Source organism: Asticcacaulis sp. P4_H10 (assembly GCF_056400965.1).
In genome coordinates this window covers 37,767-63,464 of the sequence record NZ_JBFUKH010000014.1, presented here as the reverse complement: position 1 = coordinate 63,464, position 25,698 = coordinate 37,767, and the positions used below count along the sequence as shown (strand labels likewise).

22 protein-coding genes are annotated in these 25,698 nt (G+C 60.8%); 7 read left to right on the top strand and 15 right to left on the bottom strand.

The features are described 5' to 3' along the window. On the bottom strand, positions 1-2,520 hold a 2,520-nt coding region (locus tag AC1DON_RS21720; protein WP_476936921.1), incomplete at its 3' end, for a TonB-dependent receptor. 439 nt (positions 2,521-2,959) lie between these two features. Continuing rightward, a complete protein-coding gene (locus AC1DON_RS21715) occupies positions 2,960-3,730 on the bottom strand; it encodes a DoxX family membrane protein (RefSeq protein WP_476936920.1) in 771 nt (256 codons plus the stop codon). Between the two features lie 150 nt (positions 3,731-3,880). Between AC1DON_RS21715 and AC1DON_RS21710 the strand changes: the two genes are divergently transcribed. Continuing rightward, on the top strand, positions 3,881-4,726 hold the full coding sequence (locus AC1DON_RS21710; protein WP_476936919.1) for a helix-turn-helix domain-containing protein: 846 nt from the start codon (positions 3,881-3,883) through the stop codon (positions 4,724-4,726). Positions 4,727-4,748: 22 nt separating this feature from the next. On the opposite strand, the gene AC1DON_RS21705 is transcribed toward AC1DON_RS21710, so the two are convergent. From AC1DON_RS21705 to AC1DON_RS21680, 6 genes are all read right to left on the bottom strand, one after another. Continuing rightward, positions 4,749-5,777 carry a magnesium transporter CorA family protein gene (locus AC1DON_RS21705; RefSeq protein ID WP_476936918.1) on the bottom strand — a complete coding sequence of 343 codons (1,029 nt, stop codon included), beginning with the start codon at positions 5,775-5,777 and terminating at the stop codon, positions 4,749-4,751. 73 nt (positions 5,778-5,850) lie between these two features. Next, the gene (locus AC1DON_RS21700) at positions 5,851-6,657 is read right to left on the bottom strand and encodes a CHAP domain-containing protein (RefSeq protein WP_476936917.1); all 807 of its coding nucleotides are present in this window, start codon (positions 6,655-6,657) and stop codon (positions 5,851-5,853) included. Between the two features lie 101 nt (positions 6,658-6,758). Then, positions 6,759-7,850 carry an acyltransferase family protein gene (locus AC1DON_RS21695; protein WP_476936916.1) on the bottom strand — a complete coding sequence of 364 codons (1,092 nt, stop codon included), beginning with the start codon at positions 7,848-7,850 and terminating at the stop codon, positions 6,759-6,761. Between the two features lie 327 nt (positions 7,851-8,177). Further along, on the bottom strand, positions 8,178-8,564 hold the full coding sequence (locus AC1DON_RS21690) for a YdbL family probable chaperone protein (RefSeq protein ID WP_476936915.1): 387 nt from the start codon (positions 8,562-8,564) through the stop codon (positions 8,178-8,180). A gap of 10 nt (positions 8,565-8,574) precedes the next feature. After that, a complete protein-coding gene (locus tag AC1DON_RS21685; RefSeq protein WP_192619184.1) occupies positions 8,575-8,757 on the bottom strand; it encodes a YnbE family lipoprotein in 183 nt (60 codons plus the stop codon). A 200-nt stretch (positions 8,758-8,957) separates the two neighbouring features. Next, positions 8,958-12,302 (bottom strand): intermembrane phospholipid transport protein YdbH family protein, encoded by a 3,345-nt coding sequence (locus AC1DON_RS21680; protein ID WP_476936914.1) that lies wholly within the window; start codon positions 12,300-12,302, stop codon positions 8,958-8,960. Positions 12,303-12,965: 663 nt separating this feature from the next. Between AC1DON_RS21680 and AC1DON_RS21675 the strand changes: the two genes are divergently transcribed. From AC1DON_RS21675 to AC1DON_RS21665, 3 genes are all read left to right on the top strand, one after another. Further along, positions 12,966-14,462 carry a peptidoglycan DD-metalloendopeptidase family protein gene (locus tag AC1DON_RS21675; RefSeq protein WP_476936913.1) on the top strand — a complete coding sequence of 499 codons (1,497 nt, stop codon included), beginning with the start codon at positions 12,966-12,968 and terminating at the stop codon, positions 14,460-14,462. A gap of 63 nt (positions 14,463-14,525) precedes the next feature. Continuing rightward, positions 14,526-14,936 carry a DUF1801 domain-containing protein gene (locus AC1DON_RS21670; protein ID WP_476936912.1) on the top strand — a complete coding sequence of 137 codons (411 nt, stop codon included), beginning with the start codon at positions 14,526-14,528 and terminating at the stop codon, positions 14,934-14,936. A 127-nt stretch (positions 14,937-15,063) separates the two neighbouring features. Further along, positions 15,064-16,374 carry a hypothetical protein gene (locus tag AC1DON_RS21665; protein WP_476936911.1) on the top strand — a complete coding sequence of 437 codons (1,311 nt, stop codon included), beginning with the start codon at positions 15,064-15,066 and terminating at the stop codon, positions 16,372-16,374. An 8-nt stretch (positions 16,375-16,382) separates the two neighbouring features. Here AC1DON_RS21665 and AC1DON_RS21660 read toward each other — a convergent pair whose 3' ends face one another. Beyond that, on the bottom strand, positions 16,383-17,678 hold the full coding sequence (locus AC1DON_RS21660; RefSeq protein WP_476936910.1) for an MFS transporter: 1,296 nt from the start codon (positions 17,676-17,678) through the stop codon (positions 16,383-16,385). Between the two features lie 73 nt (positions 17,679-17,751). Between AC1DON_RS21660 and dapE the strand changes: the two genes are divergently transcribed. Beyond that, on the top strand, positions 17,752-18,909 hold the full coding sequence (gene dapE, locus AC1DON_RS21655) for a succinyl-diaminopimelate desuccinylase (RefSeq protein ID WP_476936909.1): 1,158 nt from the start codon (positions 17,752-17,754) through the stop codon (positions 18,907-18,909). On the opposite strand, the gene truA is transcribed toward dapE, so the two are convergent. The 4 genes from truA to AC1DON_RS21635 form a co-directional block, all read right to left on the bottom strand. Continuing rightward, positions 18,858-19,640 carry a tRNA pseudouridine(38-40) synthase TruA gene (truA, locus tag AC1DON_RS21650; protein ID WP_476936908.1) on the bottom strand — a complete coding sequence of 261 codons (783 nt, stop codon included), beginning with the start codon at positions 19,638-19,640 and terminating at the stop codon, positions 18,858-18,860. The two genes, dapE and truA, sit on opposite strands and share 52 nt — an antisense overlap. 189 nt (positions 19,641-19,829) lie before the next feature. Continuing rightward, the gene (fmt, locus tag AC1DON_RS21645; RefSeq protein ID WP_476936907.1) at positions 19,830-20,759 is read right to left on the bottom strand and encodes a methionyl-tRNA formyltransferase; all 930 of its coding nucleotides are present in this window, start codon (positions 20,757-20,759) and stop codon (positions 19,830-19,832) included. A gap of 63 nt (positions 20,760-20,822) precedes the next feature. Further along, entirely contained in the window at positions 20,823-21,353 is a 531-nt protein-coding gene (gene def / locus AC1DON_RS21640) for a peptide deformylase (protein WP_476936906.1), read from the bottom strand. A 111-nt stretch (positions 21,354-21,464) separates the two neighbouring features. After that, complete coding sequence (locus tag AC1DON_RS21635; RefSeq protein ID WP_476936905.1) at positions 21,465-22,754, bottom strand: DNA recombination protein RmuC; 1,290 nt, start codon at positions 22,752-22,754, stop codon at positions 21,465-21,467. A gap of 106 nt (positions 22,755-22,860) precedes the next feature. On the opposite strand from AC1DON_RS21635, the gene AC1DON_RS21630 reads away from it, so the two are divergent. Then, positions 22,861-23,409 (top strand): VUT family protein, encoded by a 549-nt coding sequence (locus tag AC1DON_RS21630; RefSeq protein ID WP_476936904.1) that lies wholly within the window; start codon positions 22,861-22,863, stop codon positions 23,407-23,409. A gap of 10 nt (positions 23,410-23,419) precedes the next feature. On the opposite strand, the gene AC1DON_RS21625 is transcribed toward AC1DON_RS21630, so the two are convergent. After that, a complete protein-coding gene (locus tag AC1DON_RS21625; RefSeq protein WP_476936903.1) occupies positions 23,420-24,565 on the bottom strand; it encodes an extracellular catalytic domain type 1 short-chain-length polyhydroxyalkanoate depolymerase in 1,146 nt (381 codons plus the stop codon). A 26-nt stretch (positions 24,566-24,591) separates the two neighbouring features. Then, on the bottom strand, positions 24,592-25,005 hold the full coding sequence (locus AC1DON_RS21620) for a CopG family transcriptional regulator (protein WP_476936902.1): 414 nt from the start codon (positions 25,003-25,005) through the stop codon (positions 24,592-24,594). A 104-nt stretch (positions 25,006-25,109) separates the two neighbouring features. On the opposite strand from AC1DON_RS21620, the gene AC1DON_RS21615 reads away from it, so the two are divergent. Continuing rightward, positions 25,110-25,571: a YaiI/YqxD family protein gene (locus tag AC1DON_RS21615; RefSeq protein WP_476936901.1), complete on the top strand. Its 462-nt coding sequence runs from the start codon at positions 25,110-25,112 to the stop codon at positions 25,569-25,571. Positions 25,572-25,698 lie beyond the last annotated feature (127 nt).

Below are 25,698 nucleotides of genomic sequence, written 5' to 3'. Positions count from 1 at the left end.
GATGCCCGAACGCGAGCCAGCAGCGCCAGACGACGGGTCACGCAGGGCGAACGGGTTCGCCTGGATGCGGCCGGTGCCGACGAAGTTGCTGACGTCCTTGTTGTAGAAGCCGAGCGACACGTAGGAATCGCTGCCGTAGTACCATTCAGCGGAGAAGTCGACGTTCGACGATTCCAGCGGCAGCAGGGCGGGGTTGCCGCGTGTTGCCGTTGGGTTGGTGCCGTTGGCGGTCGGACGCGGCGGCGTGCCGGGCGCGGTGGTCGCGTACAGGCTGCTATAGGCCGCACGTGCGATCGTCTTGGAGAACGAAGCGCGAAGAATCACGTCATCCATGGCTTCCCACGAGATGTCGAGGTTCGGCAGCCAGTTGCTATAGTCCGACTGATACGACTGCGCGACAATCGTCGAGCTGCTGTCGACCGTAAAGTCGTTGTCAGCCGTCCAGCGGATGGCAACCGGGGTGCTTTGCAGGGCCGAAGCCGTGACCTCTGTCTTCTCATAGCGCAGACCGGCGACAACGGTTGCCCGGCGGCCCAGGAAGTCGCCCTTCATGGTGAACTGGCCGTACGCAGCGGTGATTTGCTCCTCGACGCTGTTCGACGTCAAGGCCGCGCTCGGGATCGTCGTGTTGTACAGCGACGACTTGGCCATGGCGGTATAGATGTCGAGCGCATTGCCGCGGAAGGCGATATCCGACTGACCAACGTCAAAATCCTCGAACAGTTCGCCGAGGTTATAGGTCTCGACCAGGCCCGGCGCGTACTGGGCGATGTCGCCCGGATTGCCGATACCCCAGTCACCCAGCGCCTGATAGGTGCTGCCTGTGGTGGTTTCCATCTTCGACTTGATCAGGTCAATACCGGCGTCGAAACGGCTTTCACCGTCGAAGTCGTAGGTGAAGTCAACCTTGGCTTCGTCGATTGTGTGCGTCTGGCTGTTAGTCGCCATGCGGGCCACCTGGCTGCCGAGATCACCGACATCCAGCTTGCCGTTATTGTTACCACGGTAGCCGGTGATGACGCGGTTGGCGGCCGAGAAGCCCGGCAGGTAGGCGCCGTTGGCGTCAACGATGACCGTGCCGGCCGAGTTGGTCAGCTGGCCGGAAGAGTTGGTTTGGTAGATCGGATTGCCGTCCCACACCGTGTACTTCTGGACCGGAACGCCACTGCGGAAATCGACCGAGTGATCCTTGATGACCGGTGCACCGATCGACATCATCACCGACGATGTACCGTTCGGATTATTCGGCGTCGCCTTGCCTTCAGAGCTATGGACGTCAAAGGTCAAGGACGCCTTGTCGTTGATGTCCCACTTGGCGTTGAAGCCGATCGACTGCAGGGTATTCTTCTGGCCGAGAAGCTGCTGCTCGAAGCCAACGTCCTTGGTGCCGTTTTCGTTTTCTTGCAGGTACAGGGCGTTATAGATGCCCGATTCACCCTGCTCGAAGGTGATCTTGTCGAACGGACGGTTGAACCAGTTGGTCTGTTCCGCGCGCTGTTCCGAACCCTGGTTTTCGACGTACACGGCGTCGACCGTCAGCAGCCAGTTTTCCGCCGGGCGGAACTGGACCGTGGCGCCGATATTGGTGCGCTTGTTGTGGGTCTGCGACAGGGCATAACGGCTATCGTTCGGATAGGCGATCAGCGAGCCCGTCGGGGGCGCATTTTCAATCTGCGTCAGCAGGGTCGTCTTGTCCGACGCGTAGCGCAGGCGGCCGCTGTTCGGGTCGAAGAACTGGGTGCGGGGGTCGAGGTTCCAGCTGTTCTGCGACGCCTGGCGGGTGGCGTTGTCGCGTTCCATGTACTGGGCGAAAAGCGCGACGCCGAAGCTCCGGCCCTCATTGGCCCAGCTGTAGGCGCCAGTGACTTCCGGAGTCCAGTCCTTGCCGTCAACCAGATTGTCGGCGTGCAGTGCCTTGATACCAAGCGAACCGGTCGAGCCGGCCTTGTTGATCGGGCGCAGGGTCTTGATGTTCAGGGTCGCGCCGATGCCGCCCGAAGCGACATTGGCCTTGCCGGTCTTGTAGACTTCGAAGCCCGAAACGCTGTCGGCGGCAATGTTCGAGAAGTCGAAGTTACGCGTGCCGCCGCCGGCGAACGTGTTGCTGGTGCCGATAAGGTCGATCGAGGCCGTCGGCATGGTGCGGCCGTTGAGCGTTACCAGGTTGAAACCCGGGCCGAAACCACGAACCGTAACCTTGGAGCCTTCGCCGTTGACGCGGTCGATCGAGACACCCGGAATGCGCTGGACCGACTCGGCCAGGTTAGTGTCCGGATACTTACCGATGTCTTCGGCCGAGATAGCGTCGACGACGCCGGTGGCGTTCTTCTTGATGTTCATCGCGCGTTGCAGCGAGCCGCGAACGCCGGTGACGACGACAACGTCGGAGTCCGCCGCCGGAGCCGGGGCCGCGTCCTGGGCCATCGCAGCGCCAGCCACGGCGCAAAGGGCCAGGGCGGACGCGCCGCTTAGGATAGCCTTGCGCAGCGCACCCGGCGTGATGGATAGGTGGGTAGTCATATGTTTATTCCCTCTTCTGGTATCGCCAACTTGGTTCTTGATTGACCTTTTTCATTGGGCGGAGCCCTGCGCCCCGCCACCCGCCTGCTTTTCGCTTCCGCCCTTAAGGGCCTGTTCGGAAAAAATGGGGCCGCAGACTTGCGCGGCCCCAACCAGGTTGGGAGACAGCCCTTGCGAGGAAAAGCCCGGGTCGGCGCGGTACCTGAATAAACGCCAAAATCGAACGCACCTCAAAAGGAACAGTCGCGTATAAAATAACCGCGGACTGATGCGCTGGATTGTATAATTTTAACCTTATGATTTTGAGCAAATAGGGGCGGTCGAGCAGGAAATGGCTTTTTATAAATACGTGGATTGATCAATATAAAAATAAAGCACCGCCCCGTTTTTTTTTCAAATCGGAACAGCGCTCTATAGAAAATCTGTGGGATATTTGATTTTAAACCTGCACAGCCACTGAATCATTTGCAGACAACACGCCCGGCTTTGTGGCGTAAACGCGGATTACCCATGCCGCCCCGGTAATCGCCAGGGCCACGCACAGCATCGTCCATTCGACCTGGCTTGCCGGGGCGGCCACGACGCGCGGGACATGCAGCAATATCACGAAGCACGCGCACATTGCCGCCTCCAGGCCCGCCGCCAGCCGCGCCTGCACGCCCGAAACCAGTGCCAGGCCGGCAGCCAGGTGGCCGCAACCGGTCAGGTAGGCCCAACCCAGCGGGACCGGGAGCCATCCCGGCACCATCTTGGCCGTTATCTCGGCATAGGCGAAATGGCTTATCCCGAACACGACCGCGCATAGCCCGAAGACAATCCGTGCGCCAAGTATCAGGCGGGCATTCTGCGTGCCGACACCGACAAGCGCCAGACCCGCCGCCATCAGGCTGCCGGCCTCGCCGACGCCGAGCCAGACATAGACCTGCGCCGGCTGCTGCGCCGCCAGCGGGCCGTGAAACACCAATGTCCAGACACCGAACAGGATCGCAGCGGATACCGCCCCCGGAAATGCAAGGCGCTTGACGGCCAGCGCAATCCCGGTCGCCAGAAGCCACAGAGCGCTGGCGATCGCCGCGAAAGGGACAGGCTTCAGCCACTCCGGGGCCGACTGCCATTGCAGGGCAAAGTCCTGGAAAGCCAGGCATACGGCGCCCAGCCCGGCAACGCCCACGGCAAACGGCAGCCGATTTGCCAGAAGAAAGGTGGTCATCTTTACCTGCATTTCCTGTTGTGTGCGCGGCGGCGCTTTTCCGCCATAGACCATGTCGAAGCCGGCGAATTGTATTTTATTAACCTCGCATGGAAAATTTCGCCGTTCGATTCCGGTTGAAAATCTCTGGAGATGGCAGACAATATCTCCATGTCATTCCAGGTCCACACACCGGCATACCCCCTGAACCGCTTCGTTCGCTACTTCTATAGCCCGACGGGCAAATTGCCGTACCGCGAAGAAAAAGTGCTGCCTTCGCCCATGACCGACCTGAAAATCAATTTTGGTGGCAGCTTTACGGCGAAGCGCCCGGGTGAATCCGAAGCCTTCGCCGTTGATCCTAATGGCTGGTTCATGGGCGTATGGGACCAGTACCACACCGTTGTCTGGCCCCACGATCCTGACTTCATAGGCGTCACCTTCTGGCCGGGCGGCGCCCACGCCCTGCTGGGCTTCGACATCAACGCCGTACACAATCAACTCGTTGCGCTCGATGACATCTGGGGGCGCTTTAGCGGGGAGTTGCGCGAACGGCTGTACCACGCGGATGGCCCCGAGGCGCGGTTCATCCTGCTGGAGCGCCTGCTGACCGCGCGCATCCTCCGTACGGCCAAGTTCGAAAAAATCGCCCCAACCCTTCAGGCCCTGAGGTCCGCCGACGCCCTGACCGAGCGTGGGAAGGCGCCTTCATTGCCCGATTTTACGCCCAAGCACCTGATCTCCCTGTTCAACAGCGTCGTCGGTGTCTCGCCCAAACGGCTGGCCCGCCTATATCGTATCCAGGAGATTATCGACACCATCGACCGGCCACGCCCGATGAGCTGGACTGCGGTCGCCCAGGATTTCTTGTTTTCGGACCAGGCGCATTTCAACAAGGAATTCAAATTTTTCACCGGACACACCCCTGGCGACTACCTGAGCCGGCGCAAGCGCGTCGTCAGTGAAGCCCCGGAGCATGCGGCCTATACCCGGCTGCTGCCCATCGGCGAGCTGTAACCAGGGCGTGCCGGCGCAGGACTCATAACCAGCGGCGCAGCTTGAACCACCACAGAAGTCCGCCGGCGATGGCGACCATGATAGCCACGACGACCCAGAAAGCCGGCGGGCTGTGCAGCCCCGGCATGGCGTCGAAGTTCATACCGTAGATCGACGCAATCAGGGTCAGTGGCAGGAAGATCACCGAGGTGATCGAGATCAGCCGGACGATATTGTTCTGTTCCAGGTTGATGAAGCCCAGCGCCGCGTCGAGCAGGAAAGTGATATTGCCCGTCACATAGGTGGCGTGGTCGCTTAGGGACACCAGGTCCTGGGCCATGGTGCGCAGTCGCTCATCGTACTCGCGGTCATCCTCGCCCTTCAGCCCCGTAATGCCGCGTTCCAGCCCGGCCGCGAAGACACTCAGGCGGGTGAGCGACAGCAGCGAATCGCGGATACGGGCGATGTCGTTCTGCAGACCGCCCAGATCGTTCAGCACGAGTTCGAGCGGCTTGGTCCGCCGTCTCTGGAAGATGGTCCGCGACAGTTCATCAACTTCATCCGAAGTCTTTTCGATCAGGTCGGCGGTCCGGTCGATCAGCACGTCAAGCAGGCCCAGGAAGACCTCCGTGCCGCTCATGCAGATGTGCGGTTGGCGCTCGATATGGTCGCCAAACAGTTTGAACGAGGTCGGCTGGATGTAGCGGATGGTGATCAGCCGGTCCTTCGACAGGACGAAGGTAACCGGTCCCGATTGCAGGTGATCGAGGCCGCCGTAAAAGGCGACCTGGGCTGTCATGAAGGCGGCCCCCTTATCGATATACAGCCGGCTCGACGACTCGATCTCGACCATATCCTCCTGCGTCGGCAGGGCCAGGTCGAGGTGCGCTTCCAGCGCCAGTTCCTCGTCACGCGTCGGTTCCAGCAGGTCCAGCCAGACGGCGCTGTCGTCAACGTCCGCGGCTTCACCGACGGCTTCGGTGACCTGGGTAACCGCTGGCGCTTCAGCGCGGCTAAAGGGCCGGCGGGCGCGCGGCGGGGTTTCGCAGATCCGTTTGTAGATGGTCAGCATGGCTGCGTATCCCAATAAGAAACCCGGCGCGAGAGACTCGCACCGGGCTCTTTTAAAATTCTATCGCAGCGGCTTATTGGTTGGCAAGCTGCTGACGGGCCGGAGCCGCCTTGACGCGGTGATCGACATCGCGGCTGGCGACGCGGGTCTGCTCGACATTAGCGTCGAGGCGCGCGACCAGTTCCTTGGCGGCAGCGCCCGAAGCGTGGGCCGCAACAGTGACGGGACGGGACTTGTCGGCGTGCGTGGCAGCGAGGACCGCCTTGAGTTCGTTTGTATCGGCGGCAGCAACGGTCAGTTGCGCGGCATTGAGTTCATCGACGGTGGACTTGGCGGCGCCGTGGGCGGCCTTGGTCTGGCCTTCCGCCTCATTATAGATGAAGCCGTAGGTGGTGTAGATGGTGGTGCCCAGGTCGTTCAGCGGACCGTACCACACCTTGACCTTGCTCCAGTCGCCCTTTTCCGACACGTCGAGGACGTTGACGTCCTTTTCGACCTGGCCGCGGCGGCCATTGATCGGCGACCAGTTGGCATGGGTGATCTGAATATAGCGATCCGTGACGATCTGCGAGACGACGGCGACGTGACCGACACGCATCTTGCCCTGCGGCTTGAAGACGAGCACCGCGCCGGGCTTCGGCGCCTGGCCTTCTTCGTACTTGTCGTTAGCCTTTTCCCACCAGGTCCAGGCGTCACCGAAAATCTGAATACCCGTGAATTGACGGGCGAACTGCACACATTGCAGGTAAGGGCTTGCGGACTTCTTAGCCTTAGCGGCAGCGACTTTGGTCGTCTTCTTGGGGGCGGCCTGCGCGTCGATCGCGCTGGTGGCACACAGGGTTGATACGGCGAAAATCAGGGCCGAAAGGTATTTCCGCATGCACTTGTACTCCATCACTGTTAGTCCGAGTGACTTAGGTACAACACAAAAATTAAATTTCAAGAAATTTTCGCGTGAACGGCGTAAATAAATTAACCGCGTTACGCTGCCTTGGGGGAGGTTTTGTTAACCAGTTGCTCCCCCCACCGGCGCACGACGCGGCGGAAGGGAAGCTCGATCAGATGGTGCGCCAGCATTGACAGGGGCACCAGGGCCACAAGGCCGATTAACCACCACATAACGGGAAGTGCAGCCCCGTTCAAGCCCAGAACCACATCTATCCCCTTCAAATAGACCCACTTCCACGGCACGTAGATCATATACGTCGCGAACGAGATTTCGCCGAGATAGACTAGCGGCTTCGATGACAGGATGCCTTTGCCGTCAGGGCCAAGACCGCCCATGGCCAGCATGCCCAGACCCAGCGCGATGACGACAAGCGCATCCGGCACGCCGAAATGCGCGGCCGCGAGCGCCACACCCATGCCAGCCACGGAACCGATTCGCGCCGCCCAGGGCGAGGCCACAAGGCCTGACCGCCAGGCGAGATAGAGCGCCGAACCGAACAGGAAGGTCGGGACGATTCGCAGGGCGCCCCAGTGGAAGGTCGCCTTGGTCAGCGGAAAGCCGGCAATCGCAGCAAAAACGGCATTAATCGCGACGAGGAAGACCACCGCCAGGCCGACGGCCAGCAGCGGACGGGTGCGCAGCGGCCATGCCATGGCGGCAACAGCCGGGAAGCTGAGATAGGCGAACCACTCTGCCGAGATCGACCAGGACGGATGGTTGAAAGACGCGGTCGGCGCCAGGCCCCAGGCCTGGGTCAGGGTCAGATGCGCCGGCAGCGCCGCCCAGTTGGCGGCATTGCCGTCGAGCGTGATGCCCTTGATCGCAGCCGCCGTGACCAGCAGCAGGGTGAAGCCCAGCGTGGCAATATGCAGCGGATAGACGCGCGCCAGGCGGTGGACGACGAACTTGCCGTAGTCAAAGCGCCCCTCCCCGAAGGCTTCGAGGTAGACATAGGACAGGATGAAGCCCGACAGGATAAAGAACAGGTCGACGCCAAGATAGCCCTTGTCCAGCAAAGGAACAGCGACTGCGCCCTGCAGTTCGTGGATATAGGTATAGAGGACAACCCACAGCGCTGCGAAAAAACGCAGGCTGGTCAATGGCTTGATCTGGTCTTGCGGCATGTCCCTAACCCCTGAACCTATCCCGTTTGGAGAATTCTCGGCTCGCCTTGCAGGATATATGCCGGACGGTAACATAGGGTGAATGGAAGAAAATAAGGTTGCTCAGCCTTCCCCTCTCCCCACGAAGAGGGGAGAGGGTGGTTTGCTTGCAAACCGGGTGAGGGGTTTTATCCGTCTATACCGTGTGCGTTGAACCAACCCCTCATCCGGTCCTCCGGACCACCTTCTCCCCTCTTTGTGGGGAGAAGGGGATAGGGGAGGAGAAGAAAAAGAAAAGCCCTCCGCGAACGATCGCGAAGGGCTTTCCAATCCATCAGGATGACAGGCTTACTTCTTAACCCAGTTGCCGGTGGCATCCTGGTAATACTCACCCGCATCCAGCTTAGGCTTGATGAGGTTGACAAAGGTCGCCTGGCCAGCGGCGTCAGCCGAGACACCGTTCTTGGCGCCCGCCTGGGTATAGACGGTCTGGCGGCCGGCATTGATCTCATCGACCGCAGCCTTCAGCGCCGTATCCGACGACGCCTTGACGAAGCCGAGATAGCCATTGCTCTTTTCACCAACGACGCCCTGCTTCTTGGCGGCATCGACCAGGGCCTTCGAAGCAGCAACATCGGCCATGGCCGGCGAGGCAACAAGCGCGGTGGCGCCGACAGCCGATACGGCCAGGACGGTGGCGATGCAGATCGCTTTAAACATAGACAGTTTGGTCATGACATACCCCTCAGAACAGGTTCGGGTTCTGCTGAACGAGGGCTTTCATGTCCTCGTCGAGCTGATGCTTCACGTTGATGTCGAGCTTGGCGTAGATTGGCGCCAGGTTGACATTGACATTGACCGACGGCGTGCAGGCCATGAGCGTCAGTGCCGATGCGCCCGCGACGGCCGCGAACAGTGTGTGCTTCATTACCGGTTCCTCTCTTCCATACCGCATATAATCGCAGATATAGGCTGAACCGTGGCTGAACGGAAGCCGGACTTATCGTTCAGTTTAGAGCATTTCCCGGCGAAGTGGATGCCGGTTCGTCGCCAGGAAATGCAACAAAATGAGAATCTGGAGCATTGCCCTGCTTCATCTGAAGCGGGCAAGGCTCCAAGTGGCGGATTTCAATCGCCGCGCGGCTTGAAGCCGGCGAGGATGTCGTCGAAATTGACCGGGATATCGAGGTTCAGCTCGACCGGCGTATTGGACGGCAGCTTGATGGGTTTTTGCATCCACTTGCCGCTTAAGTAATCGCTGATCGACACGGTCGCCTTCTGGCGCTGGGGCGGATCGAAATGGCCCTTGATGTGGAAGTTCACATTGACGCGCCCGTCAGGCAGCGAATTGATCCGCGCATCCAACTGCTCGTAGCTCAGGAATTCCATGGCCTGGAAAGCGAGATCCTGGAACGGATTGAACTCTGCCGGAGTCTGCCCGGCCTCAGCCGTCGTGTCGGAAGTGACCGAACCCGTGGCGGCGACGTCAGCGACGCCGGTACGCAGGATCGAGATCCGGCCGGGACCATCGGCCGCCATGCCGCCATCGGTAAAGCTCATATGATCGCCGATCAACGTAAACGGCACACGGCCGGTCAGCTTGCCTTCGAAGGTCATGTGCTGACGCAGGTCGGTCGCGGCGACGATCTTGCCGAAGTCGAGACCGTTGAAGGCCACGACGCCGGTGATCGGCGTTTCGCCGTCGAGTGGCAGGCGCATGGCCTCCAGCCGCATAGGGCCGCCGGGGCTTTGGACGGTGGCGCCTTCGACGGCGACGTGGTCGCCCTTGAACTGGACGCCGAGATCGAGATTCTCGAACGGGACGGCCGACTGGATACGGCTGACCGTGACCTTCTGGTTCGGTGCGGTCTCAAGCGGTGCCAGCGAGGTAAAGACGATGCGCGCCTTCAGGCCCTCAGCGATGCCAGCCGGTCCGGTGAAGTTCATGCCTTCGGTCACCAGCACGCCACCGCTGGAACCGCCGGCGGGCGACCAGTCGAAACGGCCGGTAAAGCTGGCTGCACCCGACACATCGCTGGTCATGATGGTGCTGGCCAGCGGGCTCAGGTGATGCGGCTGCAGCGCGCCCGGCGCAAATTTGAGATCGATCGTGTCGAAGGACAGGCGGCCCTTGCCACTGAGCGGGTCGTTGTCGAGGCCGATGGCGATAACCGGCAGCGGCGCGCCACCCACGGCGGGAATCGCCGCGACGAACCGGCCAGAGATGCGGCGCGTGTCCTGGTCGAGCGTGCCGCTCAGCCGCATGGGGTTAAAGCGGCGCTTGTCGTCGGCCAGGGCATCGGCGCCTGTCCCGCCCGTCAGTGTCAGCTTGAGGCCCAGGACATCGCTCGAACCTTGCGAGAAGGCGTCGAAATTGCCTTGCCCGCCGCTGAGCTTCAGTGCTTCGGTCGGTGCAGTCAGGGCCAGCCCCGAATAGGCGCCGCTGACGCGCCAGCCCGATGGCGAGACGCGCACCAAGGCGCCATCTCTTTGCGCAATAGTGGCCACGACATTTTCGACGTGGGTCCCGAGTTCGGCCGATCGGACCGTAATGGCGACCGGCGCATCGAGCGTTGCGGTAAAGCCGTTATCGGCAATGGCAAAGCCGCCACGCGCGTCGAAACGCACGCCTTCGACCGGCACGGTCGTCAACTCGCCGTTCAGACGATAGGCGCCGCTGAGGCGCGAGGGATCTGACGGATTGGCGTAGCCAAACTTTGACACCATCAAGGCCAGTTCGGGCAGGTCCGCGCCTGCGATGGTCACACCGAAACCACCCATGGCCTCTGTCGACAGAACGGGTTTTGCCTTTTCAGGTGTCAGGACGGCCTGGCCGCCGCCGTTGAGGTCGGCGGTCGCGCCGCTCAGGCGGATATCGTAGCGCGGCGGCATGGCCGCCTGCCCCATCAGCGAAACCTTGAGGCCCCGGGCGCGCAGGGTAAAGCGCTGGACGGCGCGGTCGAGCGCGACGATGTCGTCGCCCTCAGGCGTCTTCGGGTCTTTACTACGGCCGTCGGCCAAAGGCTTCAAGCCCGAGTAGCTGGCGGTACCGGTCAGGTCCGAACTGAGCTTGACCGACCATTCGCCGGGAATGGCGTTGACCGTGCCCGACACCGGCGCGCGCACGCCGCTCAGGGCGATATCGGAAACCGATGCCTGCGCGAGGCTCAGATTGCCTTTGAAATCGGCCTTGGTCTCAGCCGAACTCAGCGTGGCAGACAGGCTAGTCAGGTTCAGGCGTGCCGAGCGCACGGACAGTCCGCCCTGGCGCAAGGCCCCGGCTTCGCCGGTCAGCGCACCGCCGGCTGCCAGTGTCAGGCCGTCCTTGACGTCATAGCGGGCGCGCAGGCCCAGAGCCGGGCCATCGAGGCGCAGACCTTGCGTATCGATATCGGCGGTCTTCAGTGCTCCCGCACGCGATTGCAGCGCGGCAGCACCCTCGTATTCTACATATTTGGCGCTCGCCTTCGTCTGGCCGTCGAGACGCAGGGTGGTGTTCAGGTTCTTCGTGTTGCCGAAAGCGCCATCGATGCTCGCGGCGCTTAAGGTTACCGTCGTGTCCAGTTTGCCAGCCAGTGCGGCCAGCCCCGTTGCCTTGCGGTATGGGACATGGCCATCGAGCGCAAAAGCGACATTGCGGGCACGGAAATCGTGGCCCTCTGAACCTTCGCTGGCCGCGACATCGCGCAGATCCCAGCGCGGAGCCTCCAGCCGGGCGTGAACCTCCAGACGGCTGCCGGCAACCGCCCTGGCCGTCAGGTAGCCGCCTGTAATTTCACCAGACCCCTTGGCGCCTTCAAATTGTGATTTCGGCAGTTTCAGTGACAGGTCGGTCAGTTGACCGGCCCGCATCCTGACGTCGCCAAAGGTCTTCAGCGCGCCGTAGTCGGTCTGCAGCAGGACCGTGGCGTCGTCCAGAATAATGCTGTCAGGCGGCGGCGCACCGGTCGATGGCGCCGACAGCGCCGTCTGGACCAGTTTGTCGATACTGCCGAAGTTCAGCTTGCCGTCCTTGATGACCACGGCGACCAGCGGATGGACGGCGTGCAGGGTCTTCAGCCGGAAGAGCGGCTGACCTTTACCGGCGAACGGATGCAGGCTGTACTCGGCGTCGAAGCGTTCGACGCTGACGTCCGGGTGCTTTTCGTCGCCAATGACGATCGTGCCTGAGACACGGCTTAAGGACAGCTTGGAAAGCTTGACCTTGGCAGAAACGCCCTGCCCTTTCAGCCACCCTTCGGTGATCTCGGCGGCGATTTCCTTGCGCGCGACCACAAGCAAGGTGCCGACGGCAGCCGTACCGACCAGGGCGACCCACAGCCAGGTCGGCGCCTTCAGACCCCCTTTTTTCGGAGGACGACGGCCACCACCGGGCGGCCGGCGGTTCGGCAAACCAATGCCGTCATCGTCATCGCCGCCCGCAGGCGCACCATCGGGCCGCGTCACGCGCAGGAAGCTGTCGCCTGCGCTCATGTGCGCCGGAAACCATAGGGCTTCATCGTCTCGATGTGGGCGATTCTCAGGCATCGGATTTCAGGACGGGCTTCTGCTCGTAAGGACTTTCGAGTTCGCACTATGGACGAAACCTGTTAAAAATTGTGGACATATCGAAAAACTTTCAAAGCATAAGATAGTGAATGCGGCTGAAATCTGGCGCTGGGCCTATTGACAGTGTTTTTTTAGCCGCACCTTATTTTCGCCGCGATTTTTCATATTTTATGAAGGTGTTAGAGCATAACAGTGAACACCACTGCTCGCTATGGATGAGCTGTTAACCCTTCATTAGGACATTCGAAGGCTCATCTTAACCAGTTTCACATATCAAGGGCAGGCTTTTCTGCCCGTGAACCCGGGCAAAATCGCCTCATTTTCGCCTCATTTCGGCGTATGCAGGGCCTTCCGTGAACGTGAGACTCAGCTCATGGTCCGGAGGCTATAGTCGGATGGCAGCTTTAAAGCTGTCCGCCGGGGGTCTTTTGAACCGGAAGACCTTAAAGTGATGTTTTCGTTCTGTCGCACTGTGGGCAGAACTCAGGAACCGCGATCGCCGGAAAAAACGGCGGCGCAGACTTTGAAGACCCTTTGCTTGGCCAGAAGGCCAGCCACCGACGATCAACAGGAAGTAACTCGCGTACCATGGCCCAACTCGATCCCCGTCGCCAACCCGTCCGACTGACGCCGATGCTGTTTGCGTCGGCGACTGCGCTGACGGTTGGAACCCTGATGTGGAAGGTCCTCCAGCCCCTGCCCGTTGCCGCGCCGATGGACCCGGCCGCCGCCCTGGCGCTGGAAACCCAGGCCTATGCCGAAGCCGCCGCGCGCCCCGGCTATAGCCAGCCCATCGAGATGGACATCGCGCTCGGCAAGAATGAAGACCTGACGGCTGCGGTTATCCGCACCGGTGTCGCCCCAGCCGAAGCCAAGGCCGCCGTCAACCTGCTGTCCAAAGCCTTTAACATTTCCACGCTGAAGCCCGGCGCCAAGATGGAGGCGGCGATCGCCCCTGCGGTAGAAGGCAGCACGCGTCCGGCACAGCTGGTCGGCCTGACGGTTCGCACCGGCGTCGCCAAGCAGTTGACGCTCACCACCTCACGCGACGGGGCCATGCGTCTGCGCGCGCTTGAAGAAGCCGTGCGCGACGAACGCCTGATCGCCATCGGTGAATTCAATGGCTCGCTGTTCTCGTCGGCCGCCACACTCGGCGCCACGCATGCCCTGACCAATCAGGTCGTCAACCTGTTCGCGCACAAGCTCGACTTCCAGCGCGACATCAAGGCCGGCGATACCTTCAAGCTGGTCTTCGACCGCAAGGTGACCGAAAGCGGCCGCACGGTCGAAGCCGGCAACCTGCTCTATGCCGAGGTCGAGGCCAAGGGCGGCGTCGGCCGCTTTTACTCCTTCCAGCCGCAAGGCAGCCGCGACGTCCAGTTCTTCGATGAGAATGGCAAGAATATCAAGGGCTTCCTGCTGACCACGCCGGTCTATGGCGCGCGCATTTCGTCAAGCTTCGGCATGCGCTTCCACCCTGTCCTCGGCTTCAACCGCATGCACACCGGCATGGACTTCGCCGCACCGACCGGCACGCCTATCCTGGCCGCCGGCGATGGCGTCGTTGCCGACGCCAAGTGGTGGGGCGGCTATGGCCGCTGGGTCCGCCTGCAACACGGTGGAAACTGGGAAACCGGCTACGCCCACATGTCGGCGATCAAGGTCCGTCCGGGCCAGCGCGTCCGTCAGGGCGAGGTCATCGGCTATGTCGGCACGACCGGCCGTTCAACCGGTCCGCACCTGCACTTCGAAGTGTGGAGCAACCGCCACCCAATCGATCCCCGCAGCGCCAAGGTGCCGCAGTCCAAGATCCTTATTGGCCAGGACATGATCGCCTTCCGCGCCCGCAAGCGCGAAATCGACACCATGATCGCCGCCGCCGAAGTCAAGCGCGAGGACCAGCCGTCAATCTCGCATGCCGTGGCGATGAAGGCCAGCACCTATCACTACGAGAACGAGGACGCGACCAGCCGTCCCGAAGTGCAGAAGGCGGCGCTCATCGCCCAGACCGAGCCCAGTCGCATGCGCAAGAACGACTTGATGCCGCTCAAGCCGGCCCTGTCGTCGACGCGCGGCATGCGGTAACCGCCCAAGCTATATGCCGAAAAGTGTTCAGCGGTTTTCGGCTAAATATCGCGCCCAAACGCCATGACGCCGTTTCCCGATACGCGCGTTCAGGCTGTTTTCGATAATTATCCTGACATGGCGAGGCCGCACATGCTGGCCCTGCGCCGGCTTGTGTTCGAGGTGGCAGCACAACTGCCCGATGTCGGCGCATTGGAAGAAACCCTGAAATGGGGCGAGCCAGCCTATCTGACGCCGGTCAGCCGCAGCGGTACGACGATCCGCATGGACTGGAAGCCGCGTTCGCCAGACGTCTGTGCGCTCTACTTCAATTGCCAGACGACGCTGGTCGAGACTTTCCGCAGCCTGTTTCCGGAAATCTTCACCTATGAGGGCAATCGGGCTGTGCTGATGCCGCTGTCCGCGCTGCTACCGGAAGAAGCCGTGAAAACCTGCATCGCAGCCGCCCTGACCTATCACCGCAGTAAAACTTAGCCTGCGGTTCGCCAAGCGCCGATATCGCATAACAAGATACCGGCGAATTCATACGGCCTTCAGTAGAAACCGCTCTGTACATCCATTCATTCGTCTAATATCGTCCGGTGTTTAAGGGGGGGATATCATGCATCTATCACGCAGGCAGCTTCTCGCTGCTACGGTTGGCTTACCTGTCATAGCATCGGTATTGAATGCCTGCGGCGGCGGCGGTGGCAGCAGCTCAGGGGGCGGCGGCTCAGGGGGCGGCGGAACATCATCTTCCAGTTCGTCTACCTCAAGCTCGAGCAGCGCCGGGCTCACCTTCTCATCCGGAAGCAAGTTCGGTACATGGAGCAACGTGCGCAACGCTACATTCTACGCCTCCGATTTTCGTAAGCCTGCAATCCTGTCGAACGGAAATATTGCGGTAGCCTGGCAAACCGACAACTCCGAAATAAAGGTACAGATTTTCAGCTCTGCAGGCGCCAAAATAGGATCTGAAATTCTCGTCAATACCGCAAGCCCAACGTTTTTCGGAAGCCTTCCCGATATCGTCGCCTTGAGTTCCGGAGGCTTCGTCGTCGTATGGGGGGATCAAAATCAGTTACCGACCGCAGGCAGACACATATATGCGCAGGTATTCGATGACAATGGCGCAAAGATCGGCACGCCTTTTGCCTGCGACACGGCAGACCCGGGCTCCAGTATTCGGGTCGTCGCCACGTCGGACAACCGGTTTGTCGTCAGTTGGATAACAGGTGATGTAAAACTGCAAATCCTACAGCCCAACGGACAAAAAGCCGGACCTCAGCAGTCGTTCACCCCGGTTCTTGAACACGATACCGGTGTAGCGGTACCTTCGCCGGCGTATCTGAGCAATGGCAGGGTCGCCGTACTCGTCCATTCGGAACAAAAACGTCTATCAATAAGAATTTACAGCGATACCCTCTCGCCGATTGGTAGTGAAATCCTGGTCAATATTTTTCCCGAAGCCGTTTATCTCGCCAATATCGCCCCACTTAAAGACGGAAAGTTTGTGGTCACCTTTAGCCAAAAAGGAGATGACCTCTCCCTTTCCAGCGTCTACGGCCAGATATATAACAATAACGGCGAAAAAATAGGCGAACGGTTTCGTGTGAACACGACGTTGCAAGACTCGCAATACTATTCCCACGCCGCACTTCTGACGTCCGGAGATTTTATTGTCACGTGGTTTGACTCATCGCTGATACAAGCGACGCCGAACGACAGCGTTAGAGGCCAGGTTTTCACGGCGAATGGTGAAAAAAAGGGCGGCGAGTTCACAATTGACCAAGTCTCAAAGCTTACCGGCAACAATACCGTCACAGCCTTGCCCAACGGTGGTTTTATCGCAAATTGGGTAGAATTCTCAGGTCCTGCCTCCGATCCTGCGACTGTGGGCACGGAACAAATGAGAATTTTCACGCCGATTTAACGCGGGGATCACTCCAGCTTGTCAGTCTTCCACAGCTCGGGGAAGAGCTTGATCCAGAGCCCCGTCACAACCAGCGACCCGACGCCACCAAACAGGGCTGCCGTCACCGGTCCCATGATCCGCGTCATCACGCCGGTTTCAAATTCGCCCAGCTCATTCGAAGCCCCGATAAACAGGTAGGACACGCTGGCGACGCGGCCGCGCATGTGGTCGGGCGTCACAATCTGGATCAATGTCCCGCGCACATAGACGCTGATCATGTCCGCTGCACCCAGAATGACGATCGCCACGATCGAGATCCACACATTGGTCGACAGGCCGAACACCACGGTCGCCAGACCGAAAATCGCCACACCAGCAAACATCCACGGCCCGGCATTGCGCCGCAAGGGTTTGAGCGACAGGTAAAGCGACATCCCCAAAGCGCCTATGGCCGGCGAAGCGCGCAAAATACCAAAGGCCACACCGGCTGGCAGCCATGTGTCCTGGACGATGATGTCGCGCGCAAACACCGGCATCAGCGCCGTCGCCCCGCCCAGCAGCACGGCGAACAGGTCGAGCGAAATCGCACCCAGGACGATCTTCTTTTCCCAGACGTACTTCATGCCTTCACGCAGCATCTGTGTCTTGGAACCCGACGGCGCATCCGGCGCGGTCGGCGCCTTGATGGTAAAGATCATGACGGCCGCCACCAGTGTGAGGACGGCGCAGAAGCCATAGGCGAACTTGGGCGAAAAGCCGACCAGCACACCACCCAGCGCCGGGCCGACGATCAGGCCGGTCTGGAACGCCATCGCATTGACGGCGATCGCCTTGGGCAGGATGTGCTTGGGCACCAGCATGGGACCGATAGCGGAACTGGCCGGGGCGCTGAAGGCCCGGAAGGCGCCCAACACCGCCGACAGCGCGAACAACCCCCAGAATGGCGGATGCGGCAGAAAAGCATAGGCCAGAAAGGCCAGCGACAGCAGCAATTGCCCGACCATGACGCAGGCGACGATCACCTTGCGGTCATAGCGGTCGGCAACAATCCCCGCCGGCAGGGTAAAGGCAAACAGGGTCAGGAACTGGGCCAGGCCGATCAGGCCGACATAAAGCGCCGATTCGGCAATGCCATTGGTCCGCCGCGCCACCTCATAGACCTGCCAGGCTATAGCCGCGCTTTGCGCCGATGTGCCCAGCACACCGCATAGCCGCGTCAGCCAGAAGGCGCGAAAATCCGGTATCTGCAAGGGATGGCGGTTGTCTTCGATCGGCGGTGGCAGGCCGGCGCCGGTATCGGTGGTATTGAGCGGAGTGGTCACGGTGCGCCCCAAATGAAAAACCTGGTAAAGATTTGGCTTTTCCCGGTTTGCGAAGGGTCTTACAGGAAGCGCTATGTCGCACAAAGTCCAAATGCTCGATCCCGTCGCCCTGACACAGGAATTGATTGCGCGTCCGTCGGTGACGCCCGCCGATGCCGGCGCGATGGATATTGTTGAACGTCATCTGACGGCGCTCGGCTTTGCCTGCACGCGGCTGAAGTTCGGCGAAATCGAAAACCTGTACGCGCGGCGCGGAACGGCATCGCCCAACCTCTGCTTTGCCGGCCATACCGATGTCGTGCCCGGTGGCGTGCGGTCGCTGTGGCGCTATGATCCGTTCGGCGCCGAAATCCATGAAGGCGCCTTGATCGGGCGCGGCGCCGTCGACATGAAGGGCGCCATCGCCGCCTGGATCGCCGCCGTTTCGCGTGTCGATGTCACAGCCTCGCTGTCCTTCCTGATCACCGGCGACGAAGAAGGTGTCGCGACGGACGGCACGGTCAAGGTGGTTGAATGGCTGAAGACGCAGGGCGAGGTCATCGACCACTGCATCGTCGGTGAGCCATCGTCTTCGGCACAGTTGGGCGACATGATCAAGGTCGGCCGGCGCGGTTCGGTCAACGCCACATTTACCGTCACCGGCAAGCAGGGCCACGTCGCCTATCCGCAGCGCGCGCTCAATCCCCTGCCAGTCCTGGTCGATGTGTTGGGCACGCTGAAAAGCCGCGTGCTGGATGACGGCTACCAGTCGTTCCAGCCGTCGAACCTCGAAATCACCACTATCGATACGAACAACACAGCGACCAATGTTATCCCCCAGTCGGCGACTGCGCGGGTCAATATCCGCTTCAATCCGGCCCATTCCGGCGCAGAGCTGCGCCAATGGTTCGAAAGCGTGGCCGCCGAACACGCCGCGCGGTCGGGTGCGAAAATCGACGTTGCCTGCGCCATTTCGGGCGAGGCCTTCCTGACACAACCGGGCCCGTTTATCGACCTGATCGCCGATGTGATTCAGGATAAATTGGGTATCGAGACGGATCGCTCAACGACCGGCGGCACGTCGGACGCGCGCTTTATCCGCAATCTCTGCCCCGTCGTGGAGTTCGGCCTTGTCGGCCAGACCATGCACCAGATCAACGAATGTGTACCGGTAGCGGAGCTTGAGGCCCTGACCGATGTCTATACCGCCTTGATTGAGGCGTATGCTTCGAAGTTCGGTTCATCTTCATAGGTGACATGGGTCAGGAACAGCCCTTCCGGCGGTGCGACTTGACCACAGGCCGTGCGGTCTTTTGCCGCTAGGGCCTTTGCCACATCTGCCACTTCCCATCGGCCAATCCCGACTTCGGCCAGCGTGCCCGTCATCGAGCGTACCTGGCGATGCAGGAAGGAGCGCGCGGCAAAGACCAGATGAATTTCATCGCCGATCCGTTTGACGCGGGCGATATCCAGCGTCTTGACCGGTGACTTCGCCTGGCATTCGATATGGCGAAACGTCGTGAAGTCGTGCGTCCCCACCAGGCTTTTCGCGGCTTGGGCCATGGCCTCGGCATCGAGCTGCTTCTTGACGTGCCAGACGCGCCCCTGGTCGATCGCCGGCGGCGCACGGCGGTTGAGGATGCGGAACAGGTACATGCGGCCCGTTGCCGAAAACCGCGCCGAAAAGTCCGGATCGCATTCTTCGGCTTCGAGAATCGCAATCGGCTCAGGCGTCAGGTAGGCATTGATAGCGTCACGGACGGTACCGGGCTTGAAGGGCTTGTCGAGATCGAAGGTAACGACCTGACCGGTAGCGTGGACGCCCGTATCGGTCCGCCCCGCTGCCGTCAAGCGCAGCGACTGCCCACTGAAGGCCAGGATGGCGCGCTCGATCGATCCCTGTACGGTCGGCAGATCGCCCTGGGCCTGGAAGCCCTTGTACCGTCGGCCATCATATTCAACGAGGAGCTTATAGCGAGGCATGGCTATTAATCCCCTCTCCCCGCTTTCTTCCTCCCCTCTCCCCTTTCAAGGTGAGAGGGTTAGGCACAGGGCGGCGAGCCTGAGGGGTCTGGCAGTTGCGCGCGCGGACGCAGTCGAACCCCTCATCCGGTCGAACGCGTTCGACCACCTTCTCCCCTCTCCGTGGGGAGAAGGGAAGACGTCCGACCTTCATAACAACTGATCCCCCGGCGCCAGTCCGGCGCCATTGAGAAACTCTGCTGCGTCCTGCGCCGCCTTGCCTTCGCGCTGGACACGCAGCAACTGTATGACGCCGTCGCCGGTCGCGACCTTCAGGCCGCCCAACAGCACCGTGCCCGGCACCTCGCCGCTCTTTTCATCTACGAAGCGCGACATCAAAACTTTAAGCCGCACCTCGCCCTTCGGCGAATTGATCATCGTCCAGGCGCCCGGAAACGGCGACAGACCGCGAATATGGAAATCGAGATCGCGGGCCGGGCGGTTCCAGTCTATCCGCGCCTCTTCCGGCGTGATCTTCTTCGCATAGGTCGGCTCACCGACCTGTGCCTGTTCCTTGGCGCCACCACGGTCGATGGCCGCCAAAGCCACCGGCAACAGCGATGCGCCGAGATTGGCCAGCTTGTCATGGACTGTGCCCGCCGTATCGTCTTGCGTGATTTCAACGCGGCCGGACAGGATGATCGGGCCTTCATCGAGCCCTTCCGACATGCGCATGACTTCGACGCCGGTAAAGCTGTCGCCGGCCATGATGGCACGCTGGATCGGCGCGGCCCCGCGCCAGCGCGGCAGCAGCGAACCGTGCAGGTTGAAACAGCCCAGGCGCGGATGATCGAGCACGGCGGCCTTCAGGATCTGGCCGTAGGCGACGACGATACAGGCATCGATATCGAGCGCCTGGAATTCCGAAATCGCGTCAGGGTCCTTCATCGATTTCGGCGTGCGCACCTCAAGGCCCAGGCCTTGCGCGAATTCATGCACTGGCGATGGGCTCAGAACCTGACCACGGCCTTTCGGCGCCGGCGGCTGGCTATAGACGCAGACTATGTCGTGACCGGCCGCGACCAGTTCAGCCAGGGCCTTCACGGCGAATTCGGGAGTGCCCATAAAGGCCAGGCGCATATGATTAGACCCTCGCAACGGTTGTCGCGAGGGTCTAATCGGTATTGCTCAGCTCAGCAAGCCTTACGCGGCCTTGCGCAGCTTCTTGACCTTGGTGACAGCGCGATCGCGCTTGAGCTTGGACAAATGATCGATAAACAGCACGCCTTCGAGATGGTCCATCTCGTGCTGGATGCAGACGGCGAACAGGCCCTCGGCCTCTTCCTCGACTTCATTGCCGTTATAGTCGAGATATTTCAGGCGCACACGCGCCGGGCGCTGGACCTCGTCATAGACTTCCGGAACGCTCAGGCAGCCTTCTTCGTAGGGCGCCAGTTCTTCGGACTTCCAGACGATTTCCGGATTGACGAAATAGAGCGGTTTTTTCACGCCCTCACCTTCGGGATCGTCTTCGGGTTTTTCCTGCAGGTCCATGACGATGACACGGATCGGCTCACCGACCTGCACGGCCGCCAGGCCAATGCCGGGCGCGTCGTACATGGTTTCCAGCATGTCATCCATCAGACGACGTATATCGTCCGTGACAACGTCGACGGATTTGGAGACCTGTTTAAGAACAGGGTGGGGTACAGTCAGAATTTCACGAATAGCCATGCGGCCTATCTAATTCCGGATCGTTAAAAAATCAAGATTGGAGCATTTCCAGATCAAGTGGAAGCCGGGTGATCGCAGGAAATGCGACCACACAAAATGTTTCAATAGAAATCAGACGGTCTCGTTTTCCACCTCGGCATCGCTCTTGAGGCTGAGCAATTTGGTCGCCGTACGCGGCTGGGTATCGACCGGCTTCTGCTCCGGGATGGTCTTGCCTTCGTGGTCGACCTGAAGGTCTTCGAAGCGCCGCGCCTGGGTCAGCACCTTGGTTTCCAGCGAACCGACAAAGGCATTGTACTTGTCGACCGCCCGCCCCAAGGCATCGCCCATGGTTGAAACGTGACCGCCCATGACGGACAGGCGGGCATAGAGTTCGCGGCCCAGCTCGGCGATCTGGTTGGCATTCTTCATCTGGTCTTCGACACGCCAGCCATAGACCACCGCCTTGCACAGGGCGAACAGGGTCGTTGGCGTGACGATGATGACCTTCTTGTCCATCGCCTCGTTCATCAGACCGGGATAACGGTCGAGCGCCGCCGCCAGAAAACCATCGCCCGGGATAAACAGGGCGACAAAATCCGGCGAAGTCTGGTCCTTGAACTGGTCCCAATAGACCTTGCTCGACAGGTCGCGCACGTGGGTGCGCAGCGCATTGACGTGACGTTGCTGCGCCGCTTCGCGCGCTTCGTCAGTCACAGCTTCCATGGCTTCGAGGAAGGCGGTCAGGTTGACCTTGGAATCAATGACGAAAATGCCGTTCGACTTGTCGCCCGGCATGCGCACGACAACATCCGGACGCCGGCGGCCCTCGTCGGTATCAAGATTGTGCTGTTCGATAAAATCGAAGCGCGTCAGGCCGGCGGCTTGCAGCACATTGCGCAGGGTTTCTTCACCCCAACGGCCTTGCACGCCGGCGCCGCGACGCAGCGCATTGGCAAGCTTCTGCGTTACATCGCGCGTTTCGTTCGACGCCGCCAGCAGTTGGGTAATCTGCTCGGTCATGCCCCCCTTGTCGGTAGCACGCGCCTCTTCCATCGCCTTCACCTGCGCCTCAAAACGCGTCAGGGTCTCAGACACCGGCTGCAGGCTCTTGTCCATGCGCTCCAGCGCCAGCCGCTCGCGCGCCGTGAAAGATTCCTCGGCGCGTTTCAGCAGCGAATCCGTCGATTTCTGCATCACCTCGTGCGACGCCAGCTGAAACTGCTCACTCATGGTCGAGCGCGCATCTTCGAGGTTACGCGTGCGTTCGCGCAGGCGCTCAAGCTCACCGGAGCCGGTGATCAGCTTGTCGTTCAGCTCGTCATTGCGGCCGCGCAGACGCTTGTTTTCGAAAAACATCACCACGCTCAGGCCCGCAAAGACCAGCGCTACAAGGATCAGGACAAGGCTTTCAATGTTCATGCAATGTTCTATAAGCGGATTCTGGGATTTGGGCGAGTCGAAATTTCCGAAGACTTGTCAGTGCAAAGCAGGCATGACAGGCTGAGGCCAGCAGAGGGATCAGGCGATGGATTTCAACACGTTTATAAAACGCGTTTTCACGGCAAAGACACCGTGGACCTACCTCTATCTCGCCTGCATTCCGTTCGTGAACTGGGGGTTCGACAAGATCCAGACCGTGCCCCTGCCGACGGGCGGGGATTGGCACCCGTTGACGGTCGTGACCGGCCTGACCCTGGTGGTGCGCGACTTCGCACAACGCGAGGTCGGCCACTATATCTTCCTGTTCTTAGGGATAGGCCTGATCCTGTCCTACATGACGTCGGATCCAACAGTGGCGTTCGCCTCGACCTGCGCCTTCCTGATCAGCGAACTGATCGACTGGGCGCTGTTCACCTTTCTGAAAATCCCTTTGTCGCGCCGGGTGTTCATCTCGACCGCCATCAGCGCCCCGATCGATGCGGCGGTCTTCCTGGCGATCGCCAGCCAGTCGATCCCCGGCATCTTCAATCCGTGGTCGTTCGCCGCCGCCATCGCCAGCCGCTTCGTCGCCTGCCTGATCATCTTCCTGTTGATGCGCCAGCGCGAAAAGCAGGAAGCCAAAGCGGCCGCATAGGCGCCTGCCCTCACCCCGCCCGCTTTTGATCCAGAAAGAAGCGGATCATCTCGCGGCTGGCGTCGGGGCCGCGTGGGTCGGTGTATGATCCGGCCGCGCTACCGCCCGACCATGCGTGTCCCGCCCCATGCAGCACCCAGTGTTCGAGCACAGGTGTGCCGGTGCCGTCCGTCTCGATCGTGCGGCTGTAGCGAATGCCGCCCGCCGAGGTGCCGTGCGACGCTGTGATCCGCAGTTTTGTCCGCGAGCGCGCCTGGTTGATGACTTGGGCGCCATTGATGGCATGAACCGTCGTGTCGCCGTCGCCATGAAATACAATCGCCGGCACCAACCTGCCATTGGCGCGGACACCGCTGGCGCCCTTGCTCATGGCGCCGAAGGCCGACGGCATGTCCTTGGCTGCACCACAGGCCAGGCCCGAGTGCACGCCAATCGCCGCGAACAGTTCAGGATATGACGCGCCCATGATCGCGGCTGCGGCGCCGCCGGCCGACAATCCCGCGACGAAGACACGATCCGGATCGACGGCATGTGTTTGCATGATCTCCCGCGTCAGGCCGGCGATGATGGCGGGCTCTCCCTGATCGCGCTTCTGGTCGCCGGTATTGAACCAGTTCCAGCATTTCTGCGCATTGGCGCCCTGGGTCTGGCCCGGATAGGCGACGAAAAAGCCCAATTCCTCCGCCAGTTCGTTCATGCGTGTGCCGGCGGCAAAATCCTCCGGCGACTGGGTGCAGCCGTGCAGCATGACGACAAGCGGCAGCCTTTCCCCTTTGTGCCCAGCAGGGATATAGAGCTTGTACGGTCGCTGGCCGGCGGCATTGGCAAATACGTGGCTTTCGAACGATGCGCCATCGGGTATGGCCAGCTTCGCCACATGCCCGCCCATGGAACCGAACCCGCCCTTGGGCAGGTGCGCATTCAAGCGATCCATCAGGCCGTCGAGCGGCTTAGGCGGAACTGTCCCTGCCGATGCCGCCGTCCAGACGCTATTGCCGTCCGCAGGTGGCGTCATATCGATGACACCGTCAGCCTTCTCTGGCGTTTTTACTTCCGGTAAGGGGTTACCGGACAGCACGGCCATGGCTTCCTTCAGCTTGCCGAGTTGCGTCAGGCGTGTGGCTTCCGCCATGTTGATATTTAGGGGCAGTTTCATACGCGTACTCCAGTACAAGGTAAGGATCAGACGGTCCGGTCGGCCAGGGCGGCCTTGACTTCGGCGCTGGCCTGAAGGGCGCCAAGAACGTGAATAGAAGCAATCGTCGCGCGTGCCAGGTCCGGCGTGACGTCGGGGTCAATGGTCGCAAGACCAAGCACCTGGATGGTCAGGGTGTCGCCCGCCGCGCGCACGGCTTCGAGATCGCGGCGGGTAAACCGGCGCAGGCCGAGATCCAGTTGCCGCCGTGACAGCGATTGCCGCACGGCCTCGGTATGACGATCGAGCTGGTTGCGGATCGCCGTACGGATAAAGTCCGTACGGTTAGAGTAGAAGCCTTCCTGAACCAGCAGGTCGATATGACCAAGATCAACGTAGCCGAGGTTGATCGTAACCTTCTCGCTATCCGGCACATTCGTCTTTTTGCGCAGACCGTCCATAACCATCCTCCCGCCATCCACATGGATGGTATATGGCGTATCTTCGTCGCGTTTCAAGAGGCGGATGGTCTGGAATTGCCGCAAGCCCTAGCGTATCATGGCCCATGACCATAACCCTCTATATTGATGCCGATGCCTGTCCGGTGAAGGACGAAACCTACAAGGTGGCGGAGCGCTACAAGCTCCAGACCTTCGTTGTATCGAACAGCTTTATCCAGATCCCGAAATCACCGCTGATCGCGCGCATGATCGTCGATGCCGGCCCGGACATTGCCGATGACTGGATTGCCGAAAACGCCGTTGCTGGCGATGTGGTGATTACCAACGACATTCCGCTGGCTGGCCGCGTGCTGGAAAAAGGTGCCCACGCCTTGGCGCCCAATGGCCGGGCCTTTACACCTGACTCCATCGGCGCCGCCCTGGCGCACCGATCGATCATGGAACATATCCGCTCGACCGGTGAGATCACCGGCGGCCCGCCGCCGTTCGCCAATGCCGACCGCTCGAAATTCCTGCAGGTGCTGGATCAGATTATTGTGCGGCAGCAGAGATTGAGCCGGTCTTAAATGGGCCACGCGCGCGACTCTCGCCGTGTAAAAGCCCAGATTTTGGATGAGATGCTAGCCGGCTAGCGCAGTAGGTATTGATAATACCTGCAAGCAACGACTGCGACGCAGATCGCCAAAAGGTGGG

Bases quoted from the DNA above. Each gene is read 5' to 3' on its own strand.
- AC1DON_RS21715 (WP_476936920.1), bottom strand. From the start codon at position 3,730: ATGACCACCTTTCTTCTGGCAAATCGGCTGCCGTTTGCCGTGGGCGTT.
- AC1DON_RS21710 (WP_476936919.1), top strand. From the start codon at position 3,881: ATGTCATTCCAGGTCCACACACCGGCATACCCCCTGAACCGCTTCGTT.
- AC1DON_RS21705 (WP_476936918.1), bottom strand. From the start codon at position 5,777: ATGCTGACCATCTACAAACGGATCTGCGAAACCCCGCCGCGCGCCCGC.
- AC1DON_RS21700 (WP_476936917.1), bottom strand. From the start codon at position 6,657: ATGCGGAAATACCTTTCGGCCCTGATTTTCGCCGTATCAACCCTGTGT.
- AC1DON_RS21695 (WP_476936916.1), bottom strand. From the start codon at position 7,850: ATGCCGCAAGACCAGATCAAGCCATTGACCAGCCTGCGTTTTTTCGCA.
- AC1DON_RS21690 (WP_476936915.1), bottom strand. From the start codon at position 8,564: ATGACCAAACTGTCTATGTTTAAAGCGATCTGCATCGCCACCGTCCTG.
- AC1DON_RS21685 (WP_192619184.1), bottom strand. From the start codon at position 8,757: ATGAAGCACACACTGTTCGCGGCCGTCGCGGGCGCATCGGCACTGACG.
- AC1DON_RS21680 (WP_476936914.1), bottom strand. From the start codon at position 12,302: ATGAGCGCAGGCGACAGCTTCCTGCGCGTGACGCGGCCCGATGGTGCG.
- AC1DON_RS21675 (WP_476936913.1), top strand. From the start codon at position 12,966: ATGGCCCAACTCGATCCCCGTCGCCAACCCGTCCGACTGACGCCGATG.
- AC1DON_RS21670 (WP_476936912.1), top strand. From the start codon at position 14,526: ATGACGCCGTTTCCCGATACGCGCGTTCAGGCTGTTTTCGATAATTAT.
- AC1DON_RS21665 (WP_476936911.1), top strand. From the start codon at position 15,064: ATGCATCTATCACGCAGGCAGCTTCTCGCTGCTACGGTTGGCTTACCT.
- dapE (WP_476936909.1), top strand. From the start codon at position 17,752: ATGTCGCACAAAGTCCAAATGCTCGATCCCGTCGCCCTGACACAGGAA.
- truA (WP_476936908.1), bottom strand. From the start codon at position 19,640: ATGCCTCGCTATAAGCTCCTCGTTGAATATGATGGCCGACGGTACAAG.
- fmt (WP_476936907.1), bottom strand. From the start codon at position 20,759: ATGCGCCTGGCCTTTATGGGCACTCCCGAATTCGCCGTGAAGGCCCTG.
- def (WP_476936906.1), bottom strand. From the start codon at position 21,353: ATGGCTATTCGTGAAATTCTGACTGTACCCCACCCTGTTCTTAAACAG.
- AC1DON_RS21635 (WP_476936905.1), bottom strand. From the start codon at position 22,754: ATGAACATTGAAAGCCTTGTCCTGATCCTTGTAGCGCTGGTCTTTGCG.
- AC1DON_RS21630 (WP_476936904.1), top strand. From the start codon at position 22,861: ATGGATTTCAACACGTTTATAAAACGCGTTTTCACGGCAAAGACACCG.
- AC1DON_RS21625 (WP_476936903.1), bottom strand. From the start codon at position 24,565: ATGAAACTGCCCCTAAATATCAACATGGCGGAAGCCACACGCCTGACG.
- AC1DON_RS21620 (WP_476936902.1), bottom strand. From the start codon at position 25,005: ATGGACGGTCTGCGCAAAAAGACGAATGTGCCGGATAGCGAGAAGGTT.
- AC1DON_RS21615 (WP_476936901.1), top strand. From the start codon at position 25,110: ATGACCATAACCCTCTATATTGATGCCGATGCCTGTCCGGTGAAGGAC.